20 protein-coding genes are annotated in these 22,635 nt (G+C 51.9%); 7 read left to right on the forward strand and 13 right to left on the reverse strand.

Annotated features, from left to right (window positions below; genetic code table 11):
- Positions 1–179: 179 nt before the first annotated feature.
- Positions 180–1,115, reverse strand: coding sequence for a hydroxyacid dehydrogenase (locus ACEVJK_RS13160; protein WP_262670479.1), 936 nt, complete (start codon positions 1,113–1,115; stop codon positions 180–182).
- Positions 1,116–1,829: 714 nt separating this feature from the next.
- On the opposite strand from ACEVJK_RS13160, the gene ACEVJK_RS13165 reads away from it, so the two are divergent.
- The 3 genes from ACEVJK_RS13165 to ACEVJK_RS13175 all read left to right on the forward strand — a co-directional run bounded on the left by ACEVJK_RS13165 (position 1,830) and on the right by ACEVJK_RS13175 (position 4,687).
- A complete protein-coding gene (locus tag ACEVJK_RS13165; RefSeq protein WP_147573433.1) occupies positions 1,830–3,197 on the forward strand; it encodes a TRAP transporter large permease subunit in 1,368 nt (455 codons plus the stop codon).
- 13 nt (positions 3,198–3,210) lie between these two features.
- A complete protein-coding gene (locus ACEVJK_RS13170) occupies positions 3,211–3,447 on the forward strand; it encodes a hypothetical protein (RefSeq protein ID WP_147573432.1) in 237 nt (78 codons plus the stop codon).
- A gap of 286 nt (positions 3,448–3,733) precedes the next feature.
- The gene (locus tag ACEVJK_RS13175; protein ID WP_147573431.1) at positions 3,734–4,687 is read left to right on the forward strand and encodes a LysR family transcriptional regulator; all 954 of its coding nucleotides are present in this window, start codon (positions 3,734–3,736) and stop codon (positions 4,685–4,687) included.
- 352 nt (positions 4,688–5,039) lie between these two features.
- On the opposite strand, the gene ACEVJK_RS13180 is transcribed toward ACEVJK_RS13175, so the two are convergent.
- From ACEVJK_RS13180 to ACEVJK_RS13195, 4 genes are read right to left on the reverse strand one after another with little or no spacing between them, the layout of a single operon-like run.
- Positions 5,040–6,269 carry a UxaA family hydrolase gene (locus ACEVJK_RS13180; protein WP_186853389.1) on the reverse strand — a complete coding sequence of 410 codons (1,230 nt, stop codon included), beginning with the start codon at positions 6,267–6,269 and terminating at the stop codon, positions 5,040–5,042.
- A 15-nt stretch (positions 6,270–6,284) separates the two neighbouring features.
- Positions 6,285–6,557 (reverse strand): UxaA family hydrolase, encoded by a 273-nt coding sequence (locus ACEVJK_RS13185; protein WP_240286599.1) that lies wholly within the window; start codon positions 6,555–6,557, stop codon positions 6,285–6,287.
- A 60-nt stretch (positions 6,558–6,617) separates the two neighbouring features.
- On the reverse strand, positions 6,618–7,925 hold the full coding sequence (locus tag ACEVJK_RS13190) for a GntP family permease (RefSeq protein WP_240286601.1): 1,308 nt from the start codon (positions 7,923–7,925) through the stop codon (positions 6,618–6,620).
- Positions 7,926–7,949: 24 nt separating this feature from the next.
- A complete protein-coding gene (locus ACEVJK_RS13195; RefSeq protein ID WP_340406447.1) occupies positions 7,950–8,675 on the reverse strand; it encodes an N-acyl homoserine lactonase family protein in 726 nt (241 codons plus the stop codon).
- 254 nt (positions 8,676–8,929) lie between these two features.
- Here ACEVJK_RS13195 and ACEVJK_RS13200 point away from each other — a divergent pair, with 254 nt between their 5' ends.
- Positions 8,930–10,726 carry a PrpR N-terminal domain-containing protein gene (locus tag ACEVJK_RS13200; protein ID WP_374740775.1) on the forward strand — a complete coding sequence of 599 codons (1,797 nt, stop codon included), beginning with the start codon at positions 8,930–8,932 and terminating at the stop codon, positions 10,724–10,726.
- A gap of 223 nt (positions 10,727–10,949) precedes the next feature.
- Here the strand turns inward: ACEVJK_RS13200 and ACEVJK_RS13205 are convergent, their stop codons facing one another.
- The 7 genes from ACEVJK_RS13205 to ACEVJK_RS13235 form a co-directional block, all read right to left on the reverse strand.
- A complete protein-coding gene (locus ACEVJK_RS13205) occupies positions 10,950–11,642 on the reverse strand; it encodes an MgtC/SapB family protein (RefSeq protein ID WP_240286606.1) in 693 nt (230 codons plus the stop codon).
- A gap of 14 nt (positions 11,643–11,656) precedes the next feature.
- Positions 11,657–12,367, reverse strand: a complete 711-nt coding sequence (locus tag ACEVJK_RS13210) for an MgtC/SapB family protein (RefSeq protein ID WP_240286607.1) — start codon at positions 12,365–12,367, stop codon at positions 11,657–11,659.
- A 33-nt stretch (positions 12,368–12,400) separates the two neighbouring features.
- Positions 12,401–13,096, reverse strand: a complete 696-nt coding sequence (locus ACEVJK_RS13215; protein WP_317246522.1) for an L-ribulose-5-phosphate 4-epimerase — start codon at positions 13,094–13,096, stop codon at positions 12,401–12,403.
- Positions 13,097–13,208: 112 nt separating this feature from the next.
- Positions 13,209–14,321, reverse strand: a complete 1,113-nt coding sequence (locus tag ACEVJK_RS13220; RefSeq protein ID WP_147573427.1) for an extracellular solute-binding protein — start codon at positions 14,319–14,321, stop codon at positions 13,209–13,211.
- Positions 14,322–14,401: 80 nt separating this feature from the next.
- Positions 14,402–16,054 carry an iron ABC transporter permease gene (locus tag ACEVJK_RS13225; RefSeq protein ID WP_147573426.1) on the reverse strand — a complete coding sequence of 551 codons (1,653 nt, stop codon included), beginning with the start codon at positions 16,052–16,054 and terminating at the stop codon, positions 14,402–14,404.
- A gap of 18 nt (positions 16,055–16,072) precedes the next feature.
- Complete coding sequence (locus ACEVJK_RS13230; RefSeq protein ID WP_147573425.1) at positions 16,073–17,191, reverse strand: ABC transporter ATP-binding protein; 1,119 nt, start codon at positions 17,189–17,191, stop codon at positions 16,073–16,075.
- A gap of 74 nt (positions 17,192–17,265) precedes the next feature.
- Positions 17,266–18,519, reverse strand: coding sequence for a sn-glycerol-1-phosphate dehydrogenase (locus ACEVJK_RS13235; RefSeq protein ID WP_374740776.1), 1,254 nt, complete (start codon positions 18,517–18,519; stop codon positions 17,266–17,268).
- A gap of 220 nt (positions 18,520–18,739) precedes the next feature.
- Here ACEVJK_RS13235 and ACEVJK_RS13240 point away from each other — a divergent pair, with 220 nt between their 5' ends.
- A complete protein-coding gene (locus ACEVJK_RS13240; RefSeq protein WP_186853396.1) occupies positions 18,740–19,495 on the forward strand; it encodes a DeoR/GlpR family DNA-binding transcription regulator in 756 nt (251 codons plus the stop codon).
- Positions 19,496–19,584: 89 nt separating this feature from the next.
- Here ACEVJK_RS13240 and ACEVJK_RS13245 read toward each other — a convergent pair whose 3' ends face one another.
- Entirely contained in the window at positions 19,585–20,346 is a 762-nt protein-coding gene (locus ACEVJK_RS13245) for a DeoR/GlpR family DNA-binding transcription regulator (protein ID WP_186853397.1), read from the reverse strand.
- A gap of 131 nt (positions 20,347–20,477) precedes the next feature.
- Between ACEVJK_RS13245 and ACEVJK_RS13250 the strand changes: the two genes are divergently transcribed.
- Together ACEVJK_RS13250 and ACEVJK_RS13255 are read left to right on the forward strand one after the other, a co-directional pair.
- On the forward strand, positions 20,478–21,200 hold the full coding sequence (locus ACEVJK_RS13250; protein WP_240286611.1) for a phosphomannomutase: 723 nt from the start codon (positions 20,478–20,480) through the stop codon (positions 21,198–21,200).
- A gap of 23 nt (positions 21,201–21,223) precedes the next feature.
- Positions 21,224–22,573 carry a sn-glycerol-1-phosphate dehydrogenase gene (locus ACEVJK_RS13255; protein ID WP_374740777.1) on the forward strand — a complete coding sequence of 450 codons (1,350 nt, stop codon included), beginning with the start codon at positions 21,224–21,226 and terminating at the stop codon, positions 22,571–22,573.
- Positions 22,574–22,635 lie beyond the last annotated feature (62 nt).

Below are 22,635 nucleotides of genomic sequence, written 5' to 3' on the forward strand. Positions count from 1 at the left end.
TATCGGTCCTCCACGCGGTGCCCTTAGCCGCGTTCAGGGCGCGGATGGGAAGAATGCCGTTCTTGGCTACGATGCCGGCCATCTCCGTATCGTTCCACTTGATAGTTGCCAGTCTCATAATTATTTCCTCCTTCGTATACCTGTTAAAAATAATTGAGTTTGTTCACGTTTTAGAACTCTTATATGAGTCGTCCCACAGGCTCACGGCCAGAAAGATAAGACACAATGTTTTCTGCGGCGATCGTGGATACTCGCATGGCTGCCTCCAAGGTGGTGGGGGCATAGTGAGGAGTGACGATGACATTGTCCATTTGGAACAGAGGGCTGTCTGGGGAGGCGGGCTCCGGATCGGTGACGTCCAGGCCGGCGCCAGCTAGCTTGCCGCTCTGAAGCGCGCTGATCAATGCCGCTTCATCAACCAGAGGTCCCCGTGCGCAGTTGATAAGTAGGGCGGAGGGCTTCATGACGGACAGCCGCTCTTGATTGATGATCTTACGAGTGCCATCTACCAGGGAGCAGTGGAGGGAGACAACATCAGACCGGCAAAGCAGATCGTTTAGGTCGGAAACCAGTGTAATTCCCTCAGGAGCCTCCGTGACAAAGGGGTCATAAGCCAGCACTTCCATGCCGAATCCGTAGAGACACATTTTGGCAAAGCGTGTGCCGATTTTCCCAAGCCCTACCACGCCTACAGTCTTGCCGGAGATCTCCATGCAGGGGGAGGTGTTCTTAGCGGCAAATCCAATCTCCTTGTAAGCCTTAGAGACAGGAATGATTTTTTTAGACAGGGACATCATCAGAGCAAAGGCGTGTTCAGCGACTGACAGGCCGTTGGCATCCGGGGTAATGGTGACCGCGATCCCTGCCTTCTTGCAGTATTCCAGGTCGATGTTATCCACACCCACGCCGTGCTTGCTGACTATTTTCAGGTTTTTCCCAGTCTCCAGCAATGATTGGGGCAACTCGATGATGCGAACAAAGACAGCGTCCGCGTCAACGATTTCACGGCGGATCACATCCATATCCCGATCGGCATAGACCGCCTGATGTCCTGCTTTCGATAGAATGTCAGGCCCTACAGCGTGAACGGATTCTGTAATTAAAATTTTTCCCATGCTGATTGCTTCCTTTCCAGATTTGATTGATTTTGAGTCCCAGTCTGGCATTGCCACGGGCAGCCTGTGAACATCCTCGTTCTGCTTTTCAGCATACCTGATAGATACCGTCTTTTCCAATACTTTAATGCACATGTTTCTATAAGCGAGAACTTATAGTGTGCGGGCTTGCCGTGGCATTATAAGAGTTTACTAATATCGCCATTGGCAACTTTAAAATTGACTTTATCTCTCGTTACTGCTACCATAAAGCATGAAAATGCACAATTAAAAGCGGACAAGTTTGTGCATAATATCCATTATATAGCCTCCTGTTACCCTGCAGCATACGGGTAGAGAGGAAAACTTGCTCCGTCTTAGTACGTGTAAAGATGTTATAAAATTTATATGTCAATCTGTAAATATTGCAGATATTCAAGCCAACGACCACCCTATGGAATACTGAGGCACAGGGGCGGAGAGCCGGTCAGGCTGCGCCTGCCGGGGGTATGTTGGACTACACGTTATGATGACAGCCACTATCGACTTTGTGCTTCCAGCTGAAACCGGGATGCTGACGATACAAAACTATGGTCGGCAAGGGGACACAAAAGGCGATTGGTAGATAGAAAAAGGGGGATTGCCTATCCGCGTAAAAGTGAAACCGTAGAAGAGTAGGAAGTGTATTGCTTCCTTAACCTGAATGTACCAGTATGATAACAAGGAGGGGTTCTTTTGGAAATTGGAATTGGCGTATGGGCATTTGTGGTGTATCTGGCTGTCGTTATTGTGTGGAACGCAGTAATCAAACGGTCTATCACAGAGGCCATGTTGCTGGGCTTTCTCGTTGCGGCCGCATTTGGAGGAATCGACAATTACATTACAACGGTTGTAGAGGCATTCTGTGCGGCAGCTACTGACGAAATTTTCGTGGCCACTATGATGTTCGTCTTTATGTCGGCCATCATGACAAAAACAGGGATTATCGGTGAATTGATTGAGATTCTTAATTCCCTTGTCGGTCGTCTGCGCGGTGGCCCAGGCTATGTGGCTGTACTGGCCAGTGGAATGCTGGGTCTGGTGTCAGGCAACTCTACCGCCAACGCCGCGACTGTGGGTACCATTACTATCCCCTGGCTGGTTAAGACCGGCTGGCCCAGAGAGCTTGCCGCTACTCTGACTGCTGGAAACGCCGGCTCTGGTCAGTCTTTCCCCGCAAGTTCGGCTATGTTCCTGATGCTGGGTATGGCCGAGGTGGCTGCTCTGGTCACCATTGATACTTTCTATGTAGCCATGCTTACTGCAGGCCTTTGGTGTGTGGCCTACCGTCTGCTTGTGGTTCGCTTTTATGTCGGACGCAACCATATTCAGGCCACCCCACAGGATCAAATTCTTCCTCTGGGCGAGTCCCTGAAGAAAAATTGGCCCGCGCTGATGATGTTTGTCAGCATTATTGTCCCCCTGGTTCTCACTTTGAGCCCCTTGGCTGGCGTACTGGAATCTATTCCATCCTTTGGTGAAGATGGCGTTGGTTCTATCAGCATTGTCGTCTGGGTCCCCATTCTTATGAGCATTATTGCCATCATTGAGGGCTGGAAGCGTCTGCCTCACAGCGTCAGCGGCTGGATCGGGCTGCTGAAAGAAACACAGAGCAACTTCCTTGGAGTGGGCGGTGTGTTCTTGTTCGCCATCGCCGGCAGCAGCGCTTTGTCCAGCATCGGCTTTGGCGACGATCTGAGTGCTCTGCTGGCCGCTTTGGATCTGCCCAAGGTGGTTATGGTGTTCATTGTGGGTGCTCTGGTAGCGTTGGTTGGAGGCCCTCTGGGCGGTGTAGCCACCACCATGGCTACGGGCCTTGTGGCTTTTACCGCTCTGGTGGGTGTGGGCTGCAGCCCTGTGGCCGCGCTGGCCGCCTTCCTCATTTGGATGTCCACTGAGGGCGCGTCTCCTCCCAGTTCTCCGCCGATCTTTGTCGCCTGCAGCCTAGCCGATGTGAAAGACGTAGGTAAAACCTTCTTCCCACTCGTGTTCCATTACGTTATTCCGATTACAATCCTGGGCGGACTGATTGCTCTGGGAGTCCTGCCTATTGCAAACGCTTAAGGGAGGGTAAGATATGAAGGGATTTTGTAAGCTGCTCGATGTGATATATACTGTTTGCCTGACTGTCTTTGTGTTAAGCTTAATCGCCATGCTGTTGGTTCAGGTTGTCTGCCTGTTCATCATGAACGGTCCTGCCTCTGTATGGATCTATGATTTTATCATGCCAAAAGCTGGCGTTGTGGCCGCGGTGATGGTGGTTGCAGTGGTTCTCCTCAGTTATTTGCGCCCCAATAAGAAAACGAACGATTAAATTGAAATCAATTAGCAGCGCTCCGGCATGATATGCCGGAGCGTGTTTTCATCCTGCTATCCTTTTCTGCTCTGTACAGGGTGAGGGTCCATAAAAAAATTTAATTTTGGACACATAAGAAGATATTTGGCATGAAAAATGGCTCATGAGAACAAATGCGCAGCAGATAAGTGCCTCCTTGTCAGTCAATCAACATCGTGATACAATGGTTAAAGTCATAGACATATAAGTTAATTTTTTTAGTGCCCCAAGGTATCCGCTTTGCTCTGGGAAGGAGATTTATTTTATGGTTATCAATCGAAATCCGGAATATTTTTTAACCATCGCCAGAGAAAAAAGCATATCCAGAGCGGCGGAGAAGCTGTATATTTCTCAGTCCTCTCTCAGCCAGTACATTGCGAAGCTGGAGGACGCCCTGGAAGTCAAACTCTTTGACCGATCCCGGAACCCCATTCAGCTTACTGAAGCGGGACGTATTTACCAGAGTTATTTGGAGAGCAACGACCATTTGTATCAGAAACTCCAGTCCGACCTGTGTAGTCTAAACAGCAATCGCAGTCAGGAGCTCAATATTGGCTTGGGTACTTGGCGGGGATCACTCCTCCTTCCCGAAATTCTCCCCGATTTTTTGGCACAGCATCCCCAGGCTCAGGTGACACTCTTTGAATTTCCAGTGAGCGAGCTGGCAACCCTTACGATCAACGAGCAAGTCGATTTTTCCATCATGAACACTGCTGTGATTGGGATTCCAGACACCCTGGTTCAGGAGGTCATTGCCCATGAGCGCATTTTGCTGGTGATGAACCGTTACAACGAGGCAACACAGAACTTTCTCGATCAGTGGTCGGCGGGTAGGCATCTCGATCTGCAGCCTCTCAGTAGACAACGTTTGATCTCTCTCAGCCGCAGCCTGACTGTGGGCCGGCAAGTGAACAATTTTCTAGAGCGAAACCGACTCCTTTTTCCTGACCGGCTTTATACTACCAACAACAGTACAGCTTTGGGGCTGGTGGCTAAGGGGTTGGGGTTCTGCTTTATGGTGGAGACTGGGCTGAAGGATGCTATGTCTCGACCGGAATTGGTGGCTTTTGACCTGCGGTCCCAAGATTTGATGATTCCGCTCTCTCTGATCTACAAGAAAAACGGTTATCTCACTCCCTTGATTCAGGATGCCATGGACCTAGTTCGTAACTACTACTTGGATCTTTTCCAAAATAATCACCCCCTTCAGCTTACCTGAACCGTTCAGGTAAGGACTCTTTGATCCTGCTATTACCCAGGATATATGTGAGAAAATAGAGATGGAACCCAGTTGCTAAGACGGGAGAGGCATACAACTGCCTCTCCAACCTTTTAATACAACAAAAAACCACCGGCTGTGCCGGTGGTTTTAAAAATCTTTGGCTGTGTAATATTCCGGACAAGAGATGTGCTTGCCCGCGGTGAACACCCCGCGTAGTATTGATGGTGCTATGTATATTGCGGGTGCCGCAGAAAAGCACGTCTCCCTTGTAGTGGTTGAGGCTCTCCTCACTGATCTTATCCCGTAGCGCCTATGGAGCTATAAAAGGCCGCAAAACAATTTCTCCATATTACAAAGGACAACTATGGCCTGCCCAGAGCTCTTCGCGGGTCTTTCTGCGGTAGCCATGACGACGACCTACACAGAATAATTCTGTGCCACCAAACCGTTCAGCGCTGGTTAACTCACCACTTGCTACCCGGACAATCAAATCCAGCAGTTGATGGCCTACTTCATCCACAGGCCGACCTTCAGAGATGATCGAACTGGCGTCAAAGTCAAAGTTTTCTTCCATGCTGTGGAAGGTTCTGGAGTTGCCCGTGATCTTGATTACTGGGGCGATTGGGTGGCCGGTAGGATTTCCCCGGCCGGTGGTAAATGCCACAAGCTGGGCACCGCAGCCAATCATACCGGTGACTACTTCTCCATCATGACTCTCGTAATCCATTAGGAATAAACCATGTTTATCTAATTCGGGGCGGGTAGCATATTCGATGACGTCCACGATAGGCGAGGTACCAGACTTGTGTACACCGCCTAGGGCCTTTTCCACGATGCTGCTCACTCCCCCATCGAAGTTGCCACGGGAAATAAGGAAATTTCTGTTGGCAGGCAAAGTCGGATCCAGGCCGCTGCGCAGTACATCTTCAATTCCGTAGATGGCATCATAGACCTTTCTTGCCACTTCTGGGCTAACCGCCCGCCGGGCCAAATAGTCCTCGGTACCAAGCAGCTCGTTACACTCTGAAAGGATAGCACTGCCTCCAGCTGCAACCAGACGGTCCATCGCACATCCCACGGCTGGGTTGGCAGCCAAGCCGCTGGTAGCATCGGTACCTCCACATTTGGTGGCTACCATCAAGGCGGACAAGGGGCAGGGCTCTCGCTTCATCTGATCCAGCGTTGCTTTCATTTCCTTCCCGGCTTCAACGGCCCGGCGGATAGTAGCGCTGGTACCTCCCTCGTTTTGGATAATAAACATAGCCACAGGCTTTTGTGTTTCCCGAACAGCATCCAGCAACTCCTGGGGATTAAATCGTTCGCAACCTAGGCCAATAATTAATACAGCGCCTACGTTAGGATGACAGGCCATAGATTTCAAAGTCCTGGCAGTCAGCTCCAAGTCAAAGCCCACCTGAGCACAGCCTACTACATGAGGCATTGGAACGGAACCGGGAATCTGAGAAGCAATTTTTTCCACTGTAGTATTGGCGCAGAAAACAGATGGAATGATTGCCAAATAGTTTCTTACGCCCACTGTGTGGTCAGGACGACGGTATCCCATAAATGTTGTTTCCATAGTGAAGGGCCCTCCTTATTTTGTGCCACGGTCGCAGTCCATATTATGGGTATGAATCCAACTACCAGCCGGAGTATCTTCCAATAGATAGCCGATCTCCTCCCCGTATTTTATGACGGGATCACCCTTTTTCTGATCCAAAATGCTGACCTTGTGAGCAAACTCCACATCAGACAACAAAGTGACAGTTTGCCCCTGAGGAGTCTGGATAGTGTCCCCCTTGAGGGCATCCTCTAGAACCATGGCCACAGTATCAGTGGGATTGATAATAAGACTTTTTCGAAGCATAACAGCATCCCTTCTAAAAAAATACTTGTAAAGGCCGTATAGCTTGGCCAAAGCAGGACATCAGCAAACACCCATGGATCCCAAAATGATAGCCAGAATAGCACCACTGGCGGTAATAGCAATATTAACTACTGCCACATCACGATAGGAGTCTTTGTGAGTGACGCCGCATACGGCAAACATGGTCATGACCGCTCCACACCAGGGCATGGAGTCTAAGCCATTAGCGGAGATGGAAGCTACACGGTGAAGAATTTCTGGGTTGAGACCGGTGGCCAGCAGGCGCTCGGATAAGGTTTCTAGGGCAATACTCAGACCGCCGGAAGCAGAACCAGTAACTCCAGCCAGGATATTGACAGAAATAAACTCGTAGATCAGCCCATTTCCGCTGGAAAGAGTATCAATGGCGTTACAAATAATAGTAAAGGCCGCAGAGGCTTGGATCACATTGCCCATACCAACTGTAAGGGAGGTGTTCATGATAGCGGTCATGGAGTTGGCAGCGCCTTGATTGAATGTTTCACGCATACATCCCTTCAACCGAGGGAAGAACAGCAGAGTGGCCAAAAGTACGCCCAGCAATAGGCAGACCATGGTATTCCACTTCACGAAGATGATAGTACATACCACTACCAGCAAAGGGAGGATGGACAACCACACATTGGGTAAGGACATATTTTTGGTGGACTCCATAATAGCCAGATCCTTTTCGCTGGCTACAAAGTGCTCCTGATTTTTCCGGGCCTGATTGGCGCGGTGATTCATATACAAAACGCTGACAACTAAAATGTAGATAGCGACAATGCAGCCCAAGACGGGGGCGGCGGTAGGGTCAGTTCCAAAATAATTGGTAGGAATGATGTTCTGATTTTGGGGAGACCCGGGAATAGCCATGGCGGTATAGCTGAAAGCACCAGTGGCAATACAGCCAGGAAGCAGACGTTTGGGTAAGTCAGCTTCTTTAAACAAATCCACTGCAAAAGGATAGACCACAAATACCACTACAAATAGGCTGATGCCGCCATAGGTCATTACAGAAGTTGCCAGGATTACAGCCAGTACAGCATTTTGAGGGCCAATCAGTTCGGTAACAGAGCGGGCAATGGAGGCGGCCGCTCCCGAAGCCTCCATAATCTTACCAAATAGAGCGCCTAGCATAAATAGCCCAAACCACTGGGCCAGATAATTTCCAGTACCGGACAAAAAGGTATCGGTAATAGAGGTTAGGGGGTTCATCCCGGAGGTGATAGAAACAATGATAGCACAAATGGGGGCAGAAATAAAGACGCTCCAGCCCTTCATACACATATAGGCCAAAAGGACAAAGGCGAAAATAATACCGAAAATCATAACCGGAGTATTGTCCATAGAAGATACACGCTCCTTTCTCAATTACTTTACTGACAGATGGTATACGCCGTTGTCGCCGTCCATACATCCGCGCGGAAGCATAATGTCCAAAACCAATTCTTGCTCAGGAACGACTTTTCCGTCCTGAACCAGCAAATAGCCGTCGTGGCCAGGCAAAACCTTATAAGCCATCGACTTAATCTTTTTGATGCTGGCGGTGCTGGCTTGCTGATCTACATACTGGTCGGAATACTCCAATTCCAGTTCACTGCGGTTTTTCACTGCGTCGCCAGCCAGGACTACTACACCCTTCGGAGTGTCAACGGCCAGACTCATGTGTCCTGGCGTGTGGCCCGGAGTCCAGATTGCTCGGATTCCAGGTAGGATTTCCTCACCATCATCTACCAGACGCACTTGACGGCAATGTTGTAAGTACAGCACGCTCTCTAATGGGGTCCACTCGTCCTTGGAGGTGGTAGCGTATTCCCATTCACTGCGCCCCACAATGATTTGGGCGTTTGGATAATAGGCTGCATTGTTCAGATGGTCATAGTGCATATGGCTGAGAAAAATAGTGTCCACAGTCTCTGGTGCGACCTCCAATCTTGCCAGAGAATTTTGGATGGTCTTAATAACCCCATGAGCCGCTGTGTCAAACAGGAGGGTGTGTCCCGGGGCACGAAGTAGTGCGCAGGTACTCAGTCCCAGCGCACCGGCACTGGACTTGCCAGGAAATACTTTGGTTAGCAAATCAATTTGGTAGTTCAAAATATCGTTCCTCCCTTGAAAAGTAATCAGACAACATCGAATCTCATGCGCAGAGATACACTCTTTGGTATATCCGTCGTTATGGACTACCACTGTATAGAGTATAGTAGCTTAGAAAAGAAAGTAACAACATGGAAAATGAGAAAAAATGACTATTTTTTAAACAAAATGAATTATTTTTTCTTTTCAAAAGTGATTCTATATGTTAAAATATCAAAAAATGTTTGAAATTTAGACGGATGGAGGGGACGGAGATGGACAAGATCAAGATTTTGGCCATTGCGCCTTATTGGGGTATGGCATCTGTTATGAAACAAGTAGGACAGAATCGCAATGATATTGAATTGACTGTAAAGCTGGGTAACTATAAGACTTGCCTTGAGGTATTACGGGAGGAGCCTGATTACCGCTATGATGCTATCGTTTCCAGAGGGGGCACAGCGGAATTGTTGCGTACAGCCGCGTCTATCCCGGTAGTGGAGATTGATGTATCAGTATATGATGTGCTGCGCTGTCTGAAGTCAGCGCAGCATTACTTAGAAAAGTTTGCGGTAGTAGGCTTTTCCGGCATCACGGAGTGCGCGGTGCAGCTTTCGGCTATGATGCAGTATGATTTTACGGTATGTACCATCACTGCTGAGAGCGACATCAAGGGGGAGCTGCAGAGATTACGGGACCAGGGAGTAGAACTGATCCTGTGTGATCGGGTGAGTATGGTCAACGCTGAAGAACTAGGTATGAACGCCATGTTTCTCTCGTCTGATGAGGCCAGCATTGCGGCCGCTTTTGATGAGGCCGTCCATGTGTGCGCAAAATATGGACACTTTCAGAAGCAGAACGCTGCGCTGCAAAAGTTACTAGGGGTGTTGGCGCCCGGTACATCTCTGTTTACACCTGGCGGAAGACTAATTTTCTCCAACCTAGAGCAGCAACCGGGTTGGGTGGGCCTGGTGGAGCAGATACAAATGATGCTTCCCTGTCTGACTGTGGGAAATGAGCCCGTGCAGCGAGAATTAGAATGGAAGGGAGAGCTGCTGTTTCTGTCGGCATTTGGATTGGAGCATTGTGGACAACGATGTCTGTGTATTCAGGTGCGGCAGGCACAGACTATGCCTGTGGAGACGGGAAAGGGAGTAACCATCACGCACCGAAACGAACCCTTATTTAACGATGTATCTCGAGTGGGGTGTGCGGTGCTGGTAGGGGAGATCGGCCGAAGGATACCCGCCTATTACCAGAGTATCTGGCCCGTTCTGATCCTCGGAGAGACTGGAACGGGAAAAGACACGGTGGCCTCTATCCTATACCGGAATGGGCCCTTTCATGAGCGGATGATGGTGACAGTGGACTGCCAGGTGCTAACTCCCCGGCGATGGAAGGCGCTTCTCAGCCGGGACAGTTCGCCGTTCTTTCGCACAGGAATTACTATTTATCTACGCTCAGTGGATCGGCTGGAAAATGAAACTGCGGAGGAGCTGTTCCGTTTTATGGAGCAAAGCAATCTGTGCCAACGTAACCGTCTATTGTTTTCTGGTGTGCTGGACCGCCCTGATATAGAAGATGAATATGTGCTTACATATCTGAAAAATCATTTTTCTACTGTTGTACTGCGTCTGCCTGCCTTGCGTCAGCGCCGTCAGGATATACCGGGTATCACCGCGTTGTATATTAATCAGCTGAATATGGAGCTGGGAAAAGGAATTATTGGATTTGCCTCCGAGGCCATGGCTCTGTTCCAGCAATTTGGATTTGATGGAAATTTGGCCCAACTTAGTCGCATGATGCGCACCTTGATGCTTACTACCCCCGGTCCCTATATCCAGGCAGAAGAAGTCCGCAAGTTAATTCGTGAGGAACTTCCTCAACGCAGTCAGTTGCTGCCTCGAGGCTTCGCCGCCGTCAATCTAAATCAGAGTTTGGAGGCTATCAATTACGACATCGTGCGTCTCGTATTAGAGGAAGAAGCGGGCAACCGTTGCCGGGCCGCAAAGCGGGTAGACGTGTGCCGGTCTACTGTTTGGAATATGCTTAAGCGCAACAAAGAAAGTTGACGTTATCCCTGTCCTGGCTCCACTGCTTCTTTCATTATTGTGCGGGAAAAGGTATTTGATCCGGCGCTAACAGGCAAAACCCACGCCTCACATCTGCTACGACAGCATAGCGAGGTCCCTGTGACCTTAAAAGATTGTGGGAGAGGTAACTCTTTTGCGTTACCTCTCCCACGATGTAAGACTTACTGTCCATATGGCCGGAAGCAGAGATGGGCTTTCAGGGTCACAGCTCTTCCACGGAAATAACTCCCTCTACCATGAGCACTGAGTTGAGCACACTTTCTACAGTGTGCTTTTTATTGAGCGCCAGAGTAAAGATGGCGCAGGCATTATGGCGCTCGCTGCCGGTTGAACGGGTGATTTCCATGTTTCGCACCTTCACGGCCAGATCCCGGAACAGGACTAATACCTGGTCCAGACATTGGGAATCTGTGTATTCCATGTACAGGTTGATTTCGGGGGCATGGTTTAGGATGCGGTATTCTAACTTGGAGAAAACCAACTCGGCGATCATGACAAGAATGGTGGCGAAAAGCCCCCCTTCATAAAACCCGCTGCCGATAGCCAGACCAACAATGGCAGTGGTCCAGAGGCCGGCGGCGGTGGTGAGCCCCTTGACCCGCTGACGACGGGTGACAATAATTGTGCCAGCTCCGATAAAGCCGATTCCGGCCACTACCTGGGCCCCCAAGCGGGAAATATCTGTATCATAGCCCATGTACATATAGAGATACTGGCTTGTCAGAGTAGTGATGGCGGCACCCAGGCAGATCAGAATATGGGTGCGGAAGCCGGCTGGACGGCGTTTATACTCTCGCTCGATGCCGATGACTCCACCACAGAGAGAAGCCAGCAGCATACGCAGAGCGACAGAGAGCAGGGTGACATCACGCAATTCATGAAATATGGATAACACGGCGGCTTCCCCCCTCATGTTTCTTCAATGGAATAAATGCAGTCCAGCGCCGAGATATCAGCCAGAAGCTTGGTGTGGGGCATCCGCTCCTCCAGCCGGATGGAGAGAATGGCACTGGGGCGAGCCCTCTCCTTGTCACGGTTGATGTCAACATCATAAATATGGGAGTTATGGGCTTTGATGCAGGCAATGATTTGACCAATATCATCTAGTGAGGTGAACTCCACGTAGATATTGATGTTTCGGGAGCGCTCTATGATAAAAACTTCCAGACGGGGGAGCAGCCAGACTGCAAGAAAGATCAGCAGAAATGCCAGAGCCACACACTCGTAGAAGCCAGCTCCAATGGTCAACCCCATGGAGGCCGAAGCCCACAGACCGGCGGCAGTGGTCAGGCCCTTTGCCTCCTGCTTTCCAGTGACCAGAACGGTCCCGGCACCTAAAAAGCCGATGCCGTTGATAACCTGGGCGCCGATGCGGGAAATATCGGTGCGCAGGCCATAGCGTCCTTCCCAGAGGGTGTTGAGGATATAGTGCTCGTACTGCCCCAGGATCATGGTCAGGGCGGCGCCAAGGCATACCAGCATATAGGTGCGAAAGCCAGCCGGCCGCCGTTTACGACCCCGGTTCAGACCTATCATACCACCGAGCAGCATGGCGAGCGTCAGCCTCAGCAAAACAGATACTGTATTCAGCTCTCGGAAATAGTCCAATGCTTCGATCATAGGCTCACCGCCCTTTCAAGAACAGCTCAAAGGTTAATTTTGCCCGTAGTAGGCGTTGGCCCCATGTTTCCGGAAATAGTGCTTATCCAAAAGATACTGGGGAGCTGGCTCGGCCTGGGGGGAGAACTGGGTCGTAATCAATGCCATGCGGGCTGTTTCCTCCAGGATAAGGGCATTTTCCACAGCTTTTTTGCAGTTGGCGCCCCAGGAGAAGGGACCATGCTTGCATACTAACACTCCTGGGATGGCCATGGGGTCCAATTTCCGATGGCGAAAGGTCTCTGCGATGACAAGGCCGGTATTGGCCTCATACGCTTGGTCCACCTCCTGCTTGGTCAGGTGGCGTGTGCAGGGGATGGCACCGTAGAAGGAGTCGGCATGAGTAGTTCCATAGCACGGCAGATCCAGTTCTGCCTGAGCCCGCGCCGTAGCATAAGGAGAGTGGGTGTGAACCACGGCGCCTACGCCAGCAAAGCTACGGTACAATTCTAGGTGGGTCAATAGGTCGGAGGAGGGGCGAAGCTCGCCCTCCACCACGGTTCCGGACAGATCGGTGACGACCATCTGTTCTGGACACATGGAGGAATAATCCACCCCGCTGGGCTTAATGACGACGAATTTGCCGTCCTCAGACAGAGCGGAAACATTCCCCCAGGTAAGAATAACAAGGCCATACTCTACCAGCTTCAGATTGGCGTCGCAGACCTCCCGTTTCAGTGTTTCCAGCATAAATAGATCCTCCCTGATGTATCAAGAAAGACCGGGGTGGTCAGAACACTGACCACCCCGATCCTTACAAGGTAAAACGAAGAGGTTAGCTAGGTGTTTCCCCAAAAAGGGATTAGCCCATGACCTCAGCCCACAGCTCATTCCAGTGCTCCAGAATGGCGTCCTTATTTTCAGTCAGGTAAGACACATCGCGGTCCACCCACTTGATGTCGGAGGAGGGGGCCAGCCAGGCATTCTCGGGAGCCTCATAGTTGGCGTTGGTGTAGCGCAGGGTGCCCTCCTGATAGGCGGCCAGAGCGGTCTGACCCTCGGCGGAGCAGATGAAGTCGATCATAGCCTTGGCGTTCTCGGGGTTGGGGCCGTTCTTGACCAGAGCCACGCCGAAAGCGGTGGCGGAGGTGCCCTCCTCGGGGTACTGCAGACGGATGTTGTCAGCGCCATCCTTGATCAGGGTAACAGCGCCGTCCTCGTAGGTCAGACCCACGGCGTACTCGCCCTGCTGGACGCTCTTGAAGCCAGCGGAGGAGGAGCCGGCGATGACCAGGTTGGGCATCAGCTTCTCGATGTAGGCCCAGGCCTCGTCGGAGTCCATACCGTAGACGGCCATGATGTTGGACAGGTTGTTCCAGGCGGAGGAGGAGCTGTTGGGATCGGCGGTGACAATCTGACCCTTCAGCTTGGGATCCAGCAGGTCCTCGTAGGAGTTGATCTCCAGGCCCAGTTCGGCCTCCAGATCCTTGTTGATGCAGAAGACGACAGTGGACAGATGGTCCATGGAGTACAGGCCGTTGGGGGAGGTGTAGCCGGGCATATTCTCGGCATCATGCACGGAGACCCAGGACTCGAAGATGTCAGCGTAGCGGTCGCCGTCGGAGTCGGCCATGCCGCCCCAGACCAGGTCGCCCACGGGGTTGGATGCCTCGCCAGTCAGACGGGTGGTCAGCTCGCCGGCGGAGCCGTTGACGACCTCCACCTCAATATCGGGGTATTTCTCATTGAAGCAGGTGATCAGAGCATCCAGGTCGGGGTCGGTCATGGAGGAGTAGAGGACCAGGTCGCCGGACAGCTCAACGGGCTCCTCGGCGCTGGAGCCGGCACCAGTGCTGGTGCTGGATCCGGTGCTGGGGGTGGAGGTTCCGCCGCTCTTGTTGTCATCGCTGGAGCCACAGGCAACCAGAGACAGGGCCATGGCAGAGGCCAGGGCAAGGGCAAGTAACTTTTTCATGGTTCATTCTCCTTTTCATTCTTCTCAGAATAAGGTGTATACTTACATGCGGCAGGGCCGCAGATAAGCCGGGAAGGGGGTTAGAGACGGACGTCTTCCGACTTGGTCACAGCCAGATAGATGAGCAGGGAGATGGTGGTGATCAGCGTCAGGATGGCGGCGAAGGCGGCGGCCAGACCGTAGTTGCCTCGGCTGATGGCCACATAGGTGGACATAGTCAGGGTAATGCTCTTCTGGTTATATAGGATGATGGAGGAGGAAAGCTCCGTCACAATGGCTACCCAGCTGAGGATGGCGCCGGAGAAGATGCCGTTTGCCATCATGGGGACGGTGATTTTTACGAAGGTCTTGGCCTTGGAGGCGCCTAGGCTGATGGCTGCTTCCTCGATACTCATGGAGATCTGCATCAGCGTGGCCGTTGCTGAACGGATGGTGTAGGGCAGACGGCGGATGACCAGGGCGATGATCATGATGGTCATGGTACCGGTGAGGGCAAAGGGCTTCTTGCCAAAAGCAATCAGCAGGGCCAAGCCAATGACAGCGCCTGGCATAATGTAGGGCAGCATAGACAGAGTATCGATGGTGTTGTTCAGGGCGCTGGAGCGGCGGACCACCAGATAGGCGATGAGCACCGCGATCACGATGATGATGACCAGTGCCAGGATACCCATAACGGTGGTGTTTTTAATAGAGCGGCCCAGCAGCTTCTTGGTGGCGGCCTCGTAGTTGCCCAGAGAGAAGCCGGGCTTGAAGACAGCGCCAGAGCAGTTGCGGAAGGACAGGTAGATAATGTACAGCTGGGGCAGGAAGGCCACAGCCACCAGCACATAGCAGTACAGATGCATCAGGAAACCGGACAGGCCCTTGGCGTCCTTCTTTTCCACGGGGTGCAGGGCGTTCATGGAAAACTTGAAGCGGCTGGTGGCGAACTTCTGAATGCCGAAGACCACAGCGGTGATAATGACCGCAATCATAGCAAGGGCTGCGGCGAAGTTGAAGTTCTGGCCGCCCTCACCCAGGTACTGGTTGTAGATCAGCACGGGGAAGGTCTGGAAGCCCTCGCCCATGAGCATAGGGGTGCCGAAGTCGGCAAAGGCCTGCATGAACACCATCAGGCCCGCGGCTAGGATGGTGGGCATGGACAGAGCCAGCACGATGCGGAACAGACGGCTGACACCAGTGCAGCCCATGTTGGCGGAGGCCTCCATCAAGGTGTTGTCGATATTCTTGAATGCGCCGTTCATATAGATGAACACCAGGGGGAAGAACTTGAGCGACTGGACCAACAAGATACCTTTAAAGCCATAGATGCTTCCAATGTCAATGCCTAGACCAAGCAGGAACTGGGTAATGACGCCGGAACGGCCCAACAACATGATCCAGGAGTAGGCCCCGATGAAGGGGGCGGACATGGAGCACAAGATGGAGATGACAAACAGGGCTTTGGCACCCTTAATCTTATAAAAGGAGTAAAAATAGGCGATGGGGATGCCCAGGATCAGGGAGACTGCGGTGACGGAGACGGTCACCAGCATACTGTTGACCATGGTGTCTGTGTAGTAGGACTTGCTGAAAAATTTGGTGAACTCCGCCAGGGAGAACTGGCCCTCGGGTGTGATGACTGACTGCTTCAGCAGACCAAACATGGGGTAGACCAGGAAGAGCAGGAAGGTGGCCAGCAGGACCAGAGAGACCACCGTCCATAGCTCAAACTTTTTCTTTTTTACTGTCATACTATGCGCCCTCCTCTGTCAGGATGCAGCGCAGTCGTTGCACACGCCGGTGAGGATATTGGCGGAGCCATCGGCGGTGAACACATTGACTTTTTCTGTGTTTAGCTGCAGCTTAATGTGAGTGCCAGGGCGGATGATGCTGTCGATAGAGGACTCCTGGATGATCTCCACTTCCTCGCCGGAATCCAAATGGACAAAATAGTGTGTGTTCAGGCCGAGGAACACACAGTCATCCACCACTCCGTCAATGCCATCCACAGTGGCATCCTGGGTGAGCAGGAATTCCTCCGGCCGGACGGACATGATCACGTCCTGGTTCTGGCGGTATTGGTCCATCACGTTCTGGATCTCGGCCCGATGCCCCTTCTGCGTAAGCAGATAGGTTCTGCCGCCCTCGACTACCAGCTTGGCGTTCATCACATTGGAGCGGCCAATAAAGGTAGATACGAACAAGTTGGCAGGCCGCTGGTAGATATTCTTGGGCGTTCCGACGTGCTGGATAACGCCATCCTTCATGACAGCGATCCGGTCGGAAACGGCCATGGCCTCCTCCTGGTCATGGGTGACGTAAACAGTAGTGATATTGACGCTGTGCTGGATGTTCTTGATGACGGTCCGCATCTCCACCCGGAGCTTGGCGTCCAGATTGGAGAGCGGCTCATCAAAAAGCAGAACGTCGGGCTGGATACACAGGGCACGAGCTAGAGCAACACGCTGCTGCTGTCCGCCAGACAGACGTTCCGGCAGGCGGTCGGCATACTGGTCAATCTGCATCAGCTTCATGAACTCGTCGGTTTTGGAGGCAATTTCAGCTTTTGGGAGCTTTTTGTTCTTCAGACCGAACTCCACATTTTTACGCACAGTCATGTGGGGGAAGATGGCGTAGTTTTGAAACACCATGCCAATGTTGCGTTTAGCGGGATCCAGGTCATTGATGCGTCGATCGCTGAAATAGAAGTCTCCTCCCTCGATGGAGTTAAAACCGGCGATCATCCGAAGCAGGGTGGTTTTACCACAGCCAGAGGGCCCCAGCAGAGTGAAGAATTCTCCCTCCTTGATATCTAGGTTCAGGTCAGGGATTATCACATTCTCCCCGTACTTCTTTAAGGCGTGCTTGATCGAAATGGTCACACTCACAGTACATTCTCCTCTCAAATACACACATGGCCGGCAGGCGGTCTGCTTTTTGTCTGTATCTGCTTTTTTATCTTTTAATGGCGGATCATCCGCCGGACGCGCATAAAAGTGAGCCGGTTCCGGATCAGAGGGGAGGACTCCAAAATCAGTTCCAGAGCCGCTTCAGGGACGCCCAGGTCAGACAGGGAGGCACTTGCCTTCAGGTCCGTTAAAAACTGATGGATCTGAGCGGCGGGAGGGATCTTCGCAATGATTTGCCGTATCTGAGGCCACTGCTGTATCAGCCGCTCCGGCGTTACCTGGGCCAGACAGTCATGGAGGTTTTCCTCCCGGCAGGCGGAGAAAAGCCTGGGGCCAAACACTTCCATCAGCCGCTCATCTGACACAGGGGCATAGGGCAGCGCCAGTGAGGCGATGTTCTCTATCTGGGATAGGCGCTGATATTCCTGAGCGATGAGAAGCGTGCCGACGCCAACCTTCTCTCCGTGGAGAGCGCTGCTATGAGTGCGCAGGGCCGCTGGCTCCACCTCAATGAAATGGGATACATGGTGTTCCGCTCCAGAGGCAGGGCGGGAGGTGCCAATCATCTGCATGGCAAGTCCGCTCATCAAAAGCCCGTAGACTACCGCCTCGTAAGCGGCGGAGCCGCCGCTGCGCAGGTCGCGGCATCTGGTCCAAATGCTGTCAACAGCATCCTCCATAATTTGATAGATGACTGGGCAAAGCTTTTCTCCAGTGAGGAGATGGGAGATGCGCCAATCAGTCAAAGCAATGAATTTGCCCAGCATATCGCCAATCCCGCTTGCGGTGAGCCGCCAGGGGGCGGCGGAGATCACATCAAGATCGGCCACGACAAGGAGCGGTGCCTGACAGGGTATCGTTTTTTTATATCCATGCCAAGTCATGGCCGCCACATTGGAGCAGAAACCATCGCAACTGGCGGCGGTAGGGATAGAAATGAATGGAATACCCCGCTCCGTCGAGCAATAGCGGGTGATATCGTGGACAGTACCCCCGCCAATGGCCAGCATCACTTGAATATCTGGTTCCAGACGAGCTAACACGCTGGCGGTAGAGTTCTCATCGGCATGGAGCCCAGAGGGGGATAGGATGATTTCCTGCTCCGCTCTAGGGTGTATGGAATTTGGGATGGCGCGGTAAGTATTTTCATCGTAGACCGCACAACGCTTTCCAACAACGGGAATGCTGGAAAGAATTTCCTCCAGATGGAAAAGAGCCCCTTCCTGAATGACACATATCTGGGTCGCAAGGAGGTGTTCCCCGCCGCAAGAGCAGGGGCCGCTCAAATGGTTGGCGTCTATTTTCACATTTCAGGACCTCCTGGGTATTCGAACAGAAACGAAAGGGAAACAAGACAAGCGCATTGACTTCAACATTTCCTTTTGTTAATATATAAACAAAAGGGAGGAAAATGGCTCGTGATTTGTACATATTTTATAGCCACTATAATAACTGAAGTGAGCATTTCTGTCAACAGTGTTAATATAGAACAATAAAAAATCATTTTCGCTCATGGAGAAGGGGACTATGCTGAAAGAAGAACGACATCAAAAACTACTAAAGGTCCTGGCGGAGAAGGAATTTGCCACGGTAGAGGAACTGAGCAAAAGCCTTTTGGTTAGTATGCCTACTATCCGGCGTGATCTGACTGAGCTGGCCCGCCGAAAGCTGATCATTCGCAATCACGGCGGAGCTATGCACATTCCGACGGAGAATGTGATAGCTCCGGTGGACTTCCGAAAGAGCGTCAACTACAAGAAAAAGAATCTTTTGGCCCGGGAGGCCGTAAAATTTGCTCTTAACAATATGGTGGTCTTTCTCGACGGTTCCACCACTGCTTCTTATCTGTGCGACTATTTAAAAGGGCGTCCTGATATCATTGTCATTACCAACAGCTTGACGACTGGCGCCCATTTGAAAAGCCTGGGCCTGCGAACCTACTGCCTTGGGGGCGAGGTAATCGGAAGCTCCTCCTCTGTGGGGGGGGCCATGGCCATTGAAACAGCCGCGAACTTTAATATCGACGTAATGTTCTTCTCAGCATCAGGAGTAAATGAGAAGGGAATGATCGTGGATACCTCAGAGAAAGAAACGGAGTTGAGGGCTTTCCTGCTGAAAAACGCGGCGGTCAGCGTGTTTCTATGCGATGGGAGTAAATTTGGCCACTCAGCGGTATATAATATCGCGTCTCTATCAGAGATAGACTATATGATTACCGACAGCCCGGTGCCAGAATCTTATCCTTCCCCCAAAAAGGAAATAATCTTAGTTGAGGAGAAGTGAACAGGCAGAAGGGCGGATCAAGCGCGTTTTGAGACAAAAAAGGCGGTGGAGCTGGAACACCTGTCCGGGTGATCCGCTCCGCCGCCTGTTTATGTTCCGTCCTGAGAGGCGACCAGAATGCCCCGACGGGGCAATGGGTAGGCGGGGGGGAGCGGGGAATCGGTGACCATATAGTCCACCTGATCTAAAGAAGCGACCCGAAAAATGGATCCCTTGCCAAATTTGCTCCCATCACACAAAAAGACGCTTGTGATCGGCCGGCGAAGAAGGTGGCGGCGCAGAAGCGTTTCCTCCTCAGAGGGATCAACAATGGCCCCTTTGGGCTCTACACCATAACAGGAGAAAAAAAGCATATCAATATGAAAGCGGTCCAAAGAGTCATAGGATATCTTGCCCCCGGCCGCAGTAGAACTGCCAAAAAAGCGGCCGCCAGTATAATAGGTTCGGATCCCCCTCTGTGTAAGTTGTACCGCGGCGGAAACCCCGTTTGTGAGTACAGTCAGATCCAAACTGGGACTGAAGCAGTCAATGAGATAGCCAGTGGTGGAGGAGGCGTCCAAAAAGAGAAAGGTATGTGGGCGGACTAGCTCCATGGCCCGGTGGGCGATGGCGGCTTTGGCCTTGGCGTGGATGGTCCGGCGGATATCCAGCGGCATACTGGTCCTGTCAGCGGAGATGCGCATTGCCCCGCCATTGCCACGGATAATCAACATCTGTTCTTCCAGCTCCCTTAAGTCTCGATAGACCGTGGGGGGACTGATAAAGAAGTGGCGGCTCAGGGTATCTACGGTGACAAAGCTGTGGTCATTTAAGAAATCCAGGATGTTTAGCAACCGGTCCTTTCTCGACATAATCATTTCCTCTTGAACATTTGTGATTGTTTTTGCTTTTTTGCGCCGGTCATTGACAAAAATGCACAATAGTGTATAGTTTCAGTATAAATGAAATAACAGAAAAATGCAAGCGGCTGGGAGGAGAAAAAGTGGGGAAAAGGATCCAGATGATCGCCTTTGATATGGACGGTACGATAACGCAGCACAAATGCCCTTTAGGGGAGGAGAATAAAAAAGTGCTGGATCGTCTAGCCCAGCTCTACCGGCTGCTAATTGTGGGGGCCGGTTCAGGCTCCAGGATTTTTCGACAGATGGGCGGCTATCCCATTGATATCCTGGCCAATTACGGGATGCAGGAATGGGAATACTGTCAGGAACGAGGAGAGATGGAGGTAGTCCGGAACATATCGGTGCGCTGTGACCGGGAGTCGGTTGACCGGCGAATGGACCAGCTGCGCCGACAGTTTGGTTACATGAACTATGCGGGGGAATCGGTGGAGTACCATCCTTCTGGATGTGTCACCCTCCCACTGCTTGGAACTGAAGCGGACAGCAGGGAAAAGCTGTCCTTTGACCCGGACCGGAGCCGCCGCCGAGCCATCTACCCCTATGTGAAGGAACTGTTCTTGGACTATACAGTGTATGTGGGTGGATCCTCCTCCTTTGACTTGGCTCCCCGGCCATACAGTAAATATTATGCCTTAGACCGCTACTGTGAGGAGCGGGGGCTGTCCCATGACCAAGTGGTCTATGTGGGGGATGACTACGGCCCCGGTGGCAATGACGAGAGCATATACCGCTCTGACTTTACATTTTATACTATCGACGACTACCGCCAGCTGGGGACGGTGCTCAATGAATTTTTGAGATAAAGGCGAAAAAGGAGAATCGAGAAATGGAATTATATCATACTCCTCATGGGCTGAACGACTATTTGAATCGGACATTTACCTGTCCCTGTGGAAAGACCCACAGCGCTCCCTTAAAGTATGTAAGTGTGAGGAAGGATGCCCTTTCGGACCTGCCGAAATTTGTAAAGGAATTGGGGTTCCACAGTCTTTATCTGGTCAGTGACCACATCACCTATGGGATCGCTGGCCAAAAATGTATGGATATCCTGGCTCAGGCGGGTATCCGGGCTGAGATCATCCAACTGACCCATTTGGAGTTTGACGAGGCTACCCTGGGGGAGTTGGTCATTCATATGCCCCAGGACTGTGACCTGGTGGTGGCCGTAGGCACCGGAACCATTAACGATATGACCCGGTATTTCAGCTTTAAGCTAGGGAGGCCCTTCTTTACTGTTGCCACAGCGGCCCCTATGGATGGATTCGCGTCCAGCATAGCGGCCATCCATGTGAACCATCTAAAGACCACCTTCCAGGCACAGACCCCGCTTGCGGTCATTGGGGACACAGAGATTTTGAAAAATGCCCCCTATCCAATGATAGCGGCCGGACTGGGTGATCTGCTTGGAAAATGTACCTGCCTGTGTGACTGGCGGCTGTCCCATATCATTACGGGGGAGCATCAGTGTGAGCGGATCATGGAGCTGGTGGAGAACTGTGTCCAGGACCTGCTTCCGGTGGCTGGTCGGGCCAAGGAACGGGACCCAAAGGTGTTGGGAGATATCATGGAGGGGCTTGTCTTAACCGGTGTGGCTATGAGCTTGTACGGCAATTCCAGACCTGCCTCCGGCTGTGAGCACCATATGTCTCATTATTGGGAAACCATCCTGGAGCAGCGGGGCCAGCGGCCAGCTCCCCATGGAGCTCAGGTAGGCGTAGGTACTGTTCTGGTCCTGAAAGCGGTGGAACTGCTGCTGGAGCGGAAGGTGGATTTTGATGCCGCCCGCAGGGCGGCGGAGGTATATGACCCGGTCAAGTGGCGCGAGGAGATCCAGAGAGCCTACGGCCCTGCCGCCCCTGGAGTGATTGAGATGGAAGAAGAGGCGGGTAAGAATGCCTCCGCCGGCCGGCTAGCGCGCATCGATACCATGGAGCGCCGCTGGAGCGAGATCTCGGCCCTGCTTCGGACCTTGCCCACTTCCGACTATGTGGCGGACCTGCTGTCCGGCTTGGGGGCGCCCTGCCGGCCGGAGGGAATTGGCATCGACCGGAAGCTGTTGAAGGATACATTCCTCTACTGCAAAGAAATAAGGGCTAGATATACGATTCTTCAGATGATATGGGATCTGGACCTGTTGGACTCTATCTCTGATCAGGTGATTGAAGAGATGGGGTAAGCAGAAAACAGCGAGAAAAAAGGGGTTGACAAGTATGCCTTCTGACTATAGCCTGTTGACAG

Origin of the sequence: Flintibacter sp. P01028 (assembly GCF_041925235.1) — a bacterium.
GTDB classification, from domain to species: Bacteria; Bacillota; Clostridia; order Oscillospirales; family Oscillospiraceae; genus Lawsonibacter; species Lawsonibacter aceti.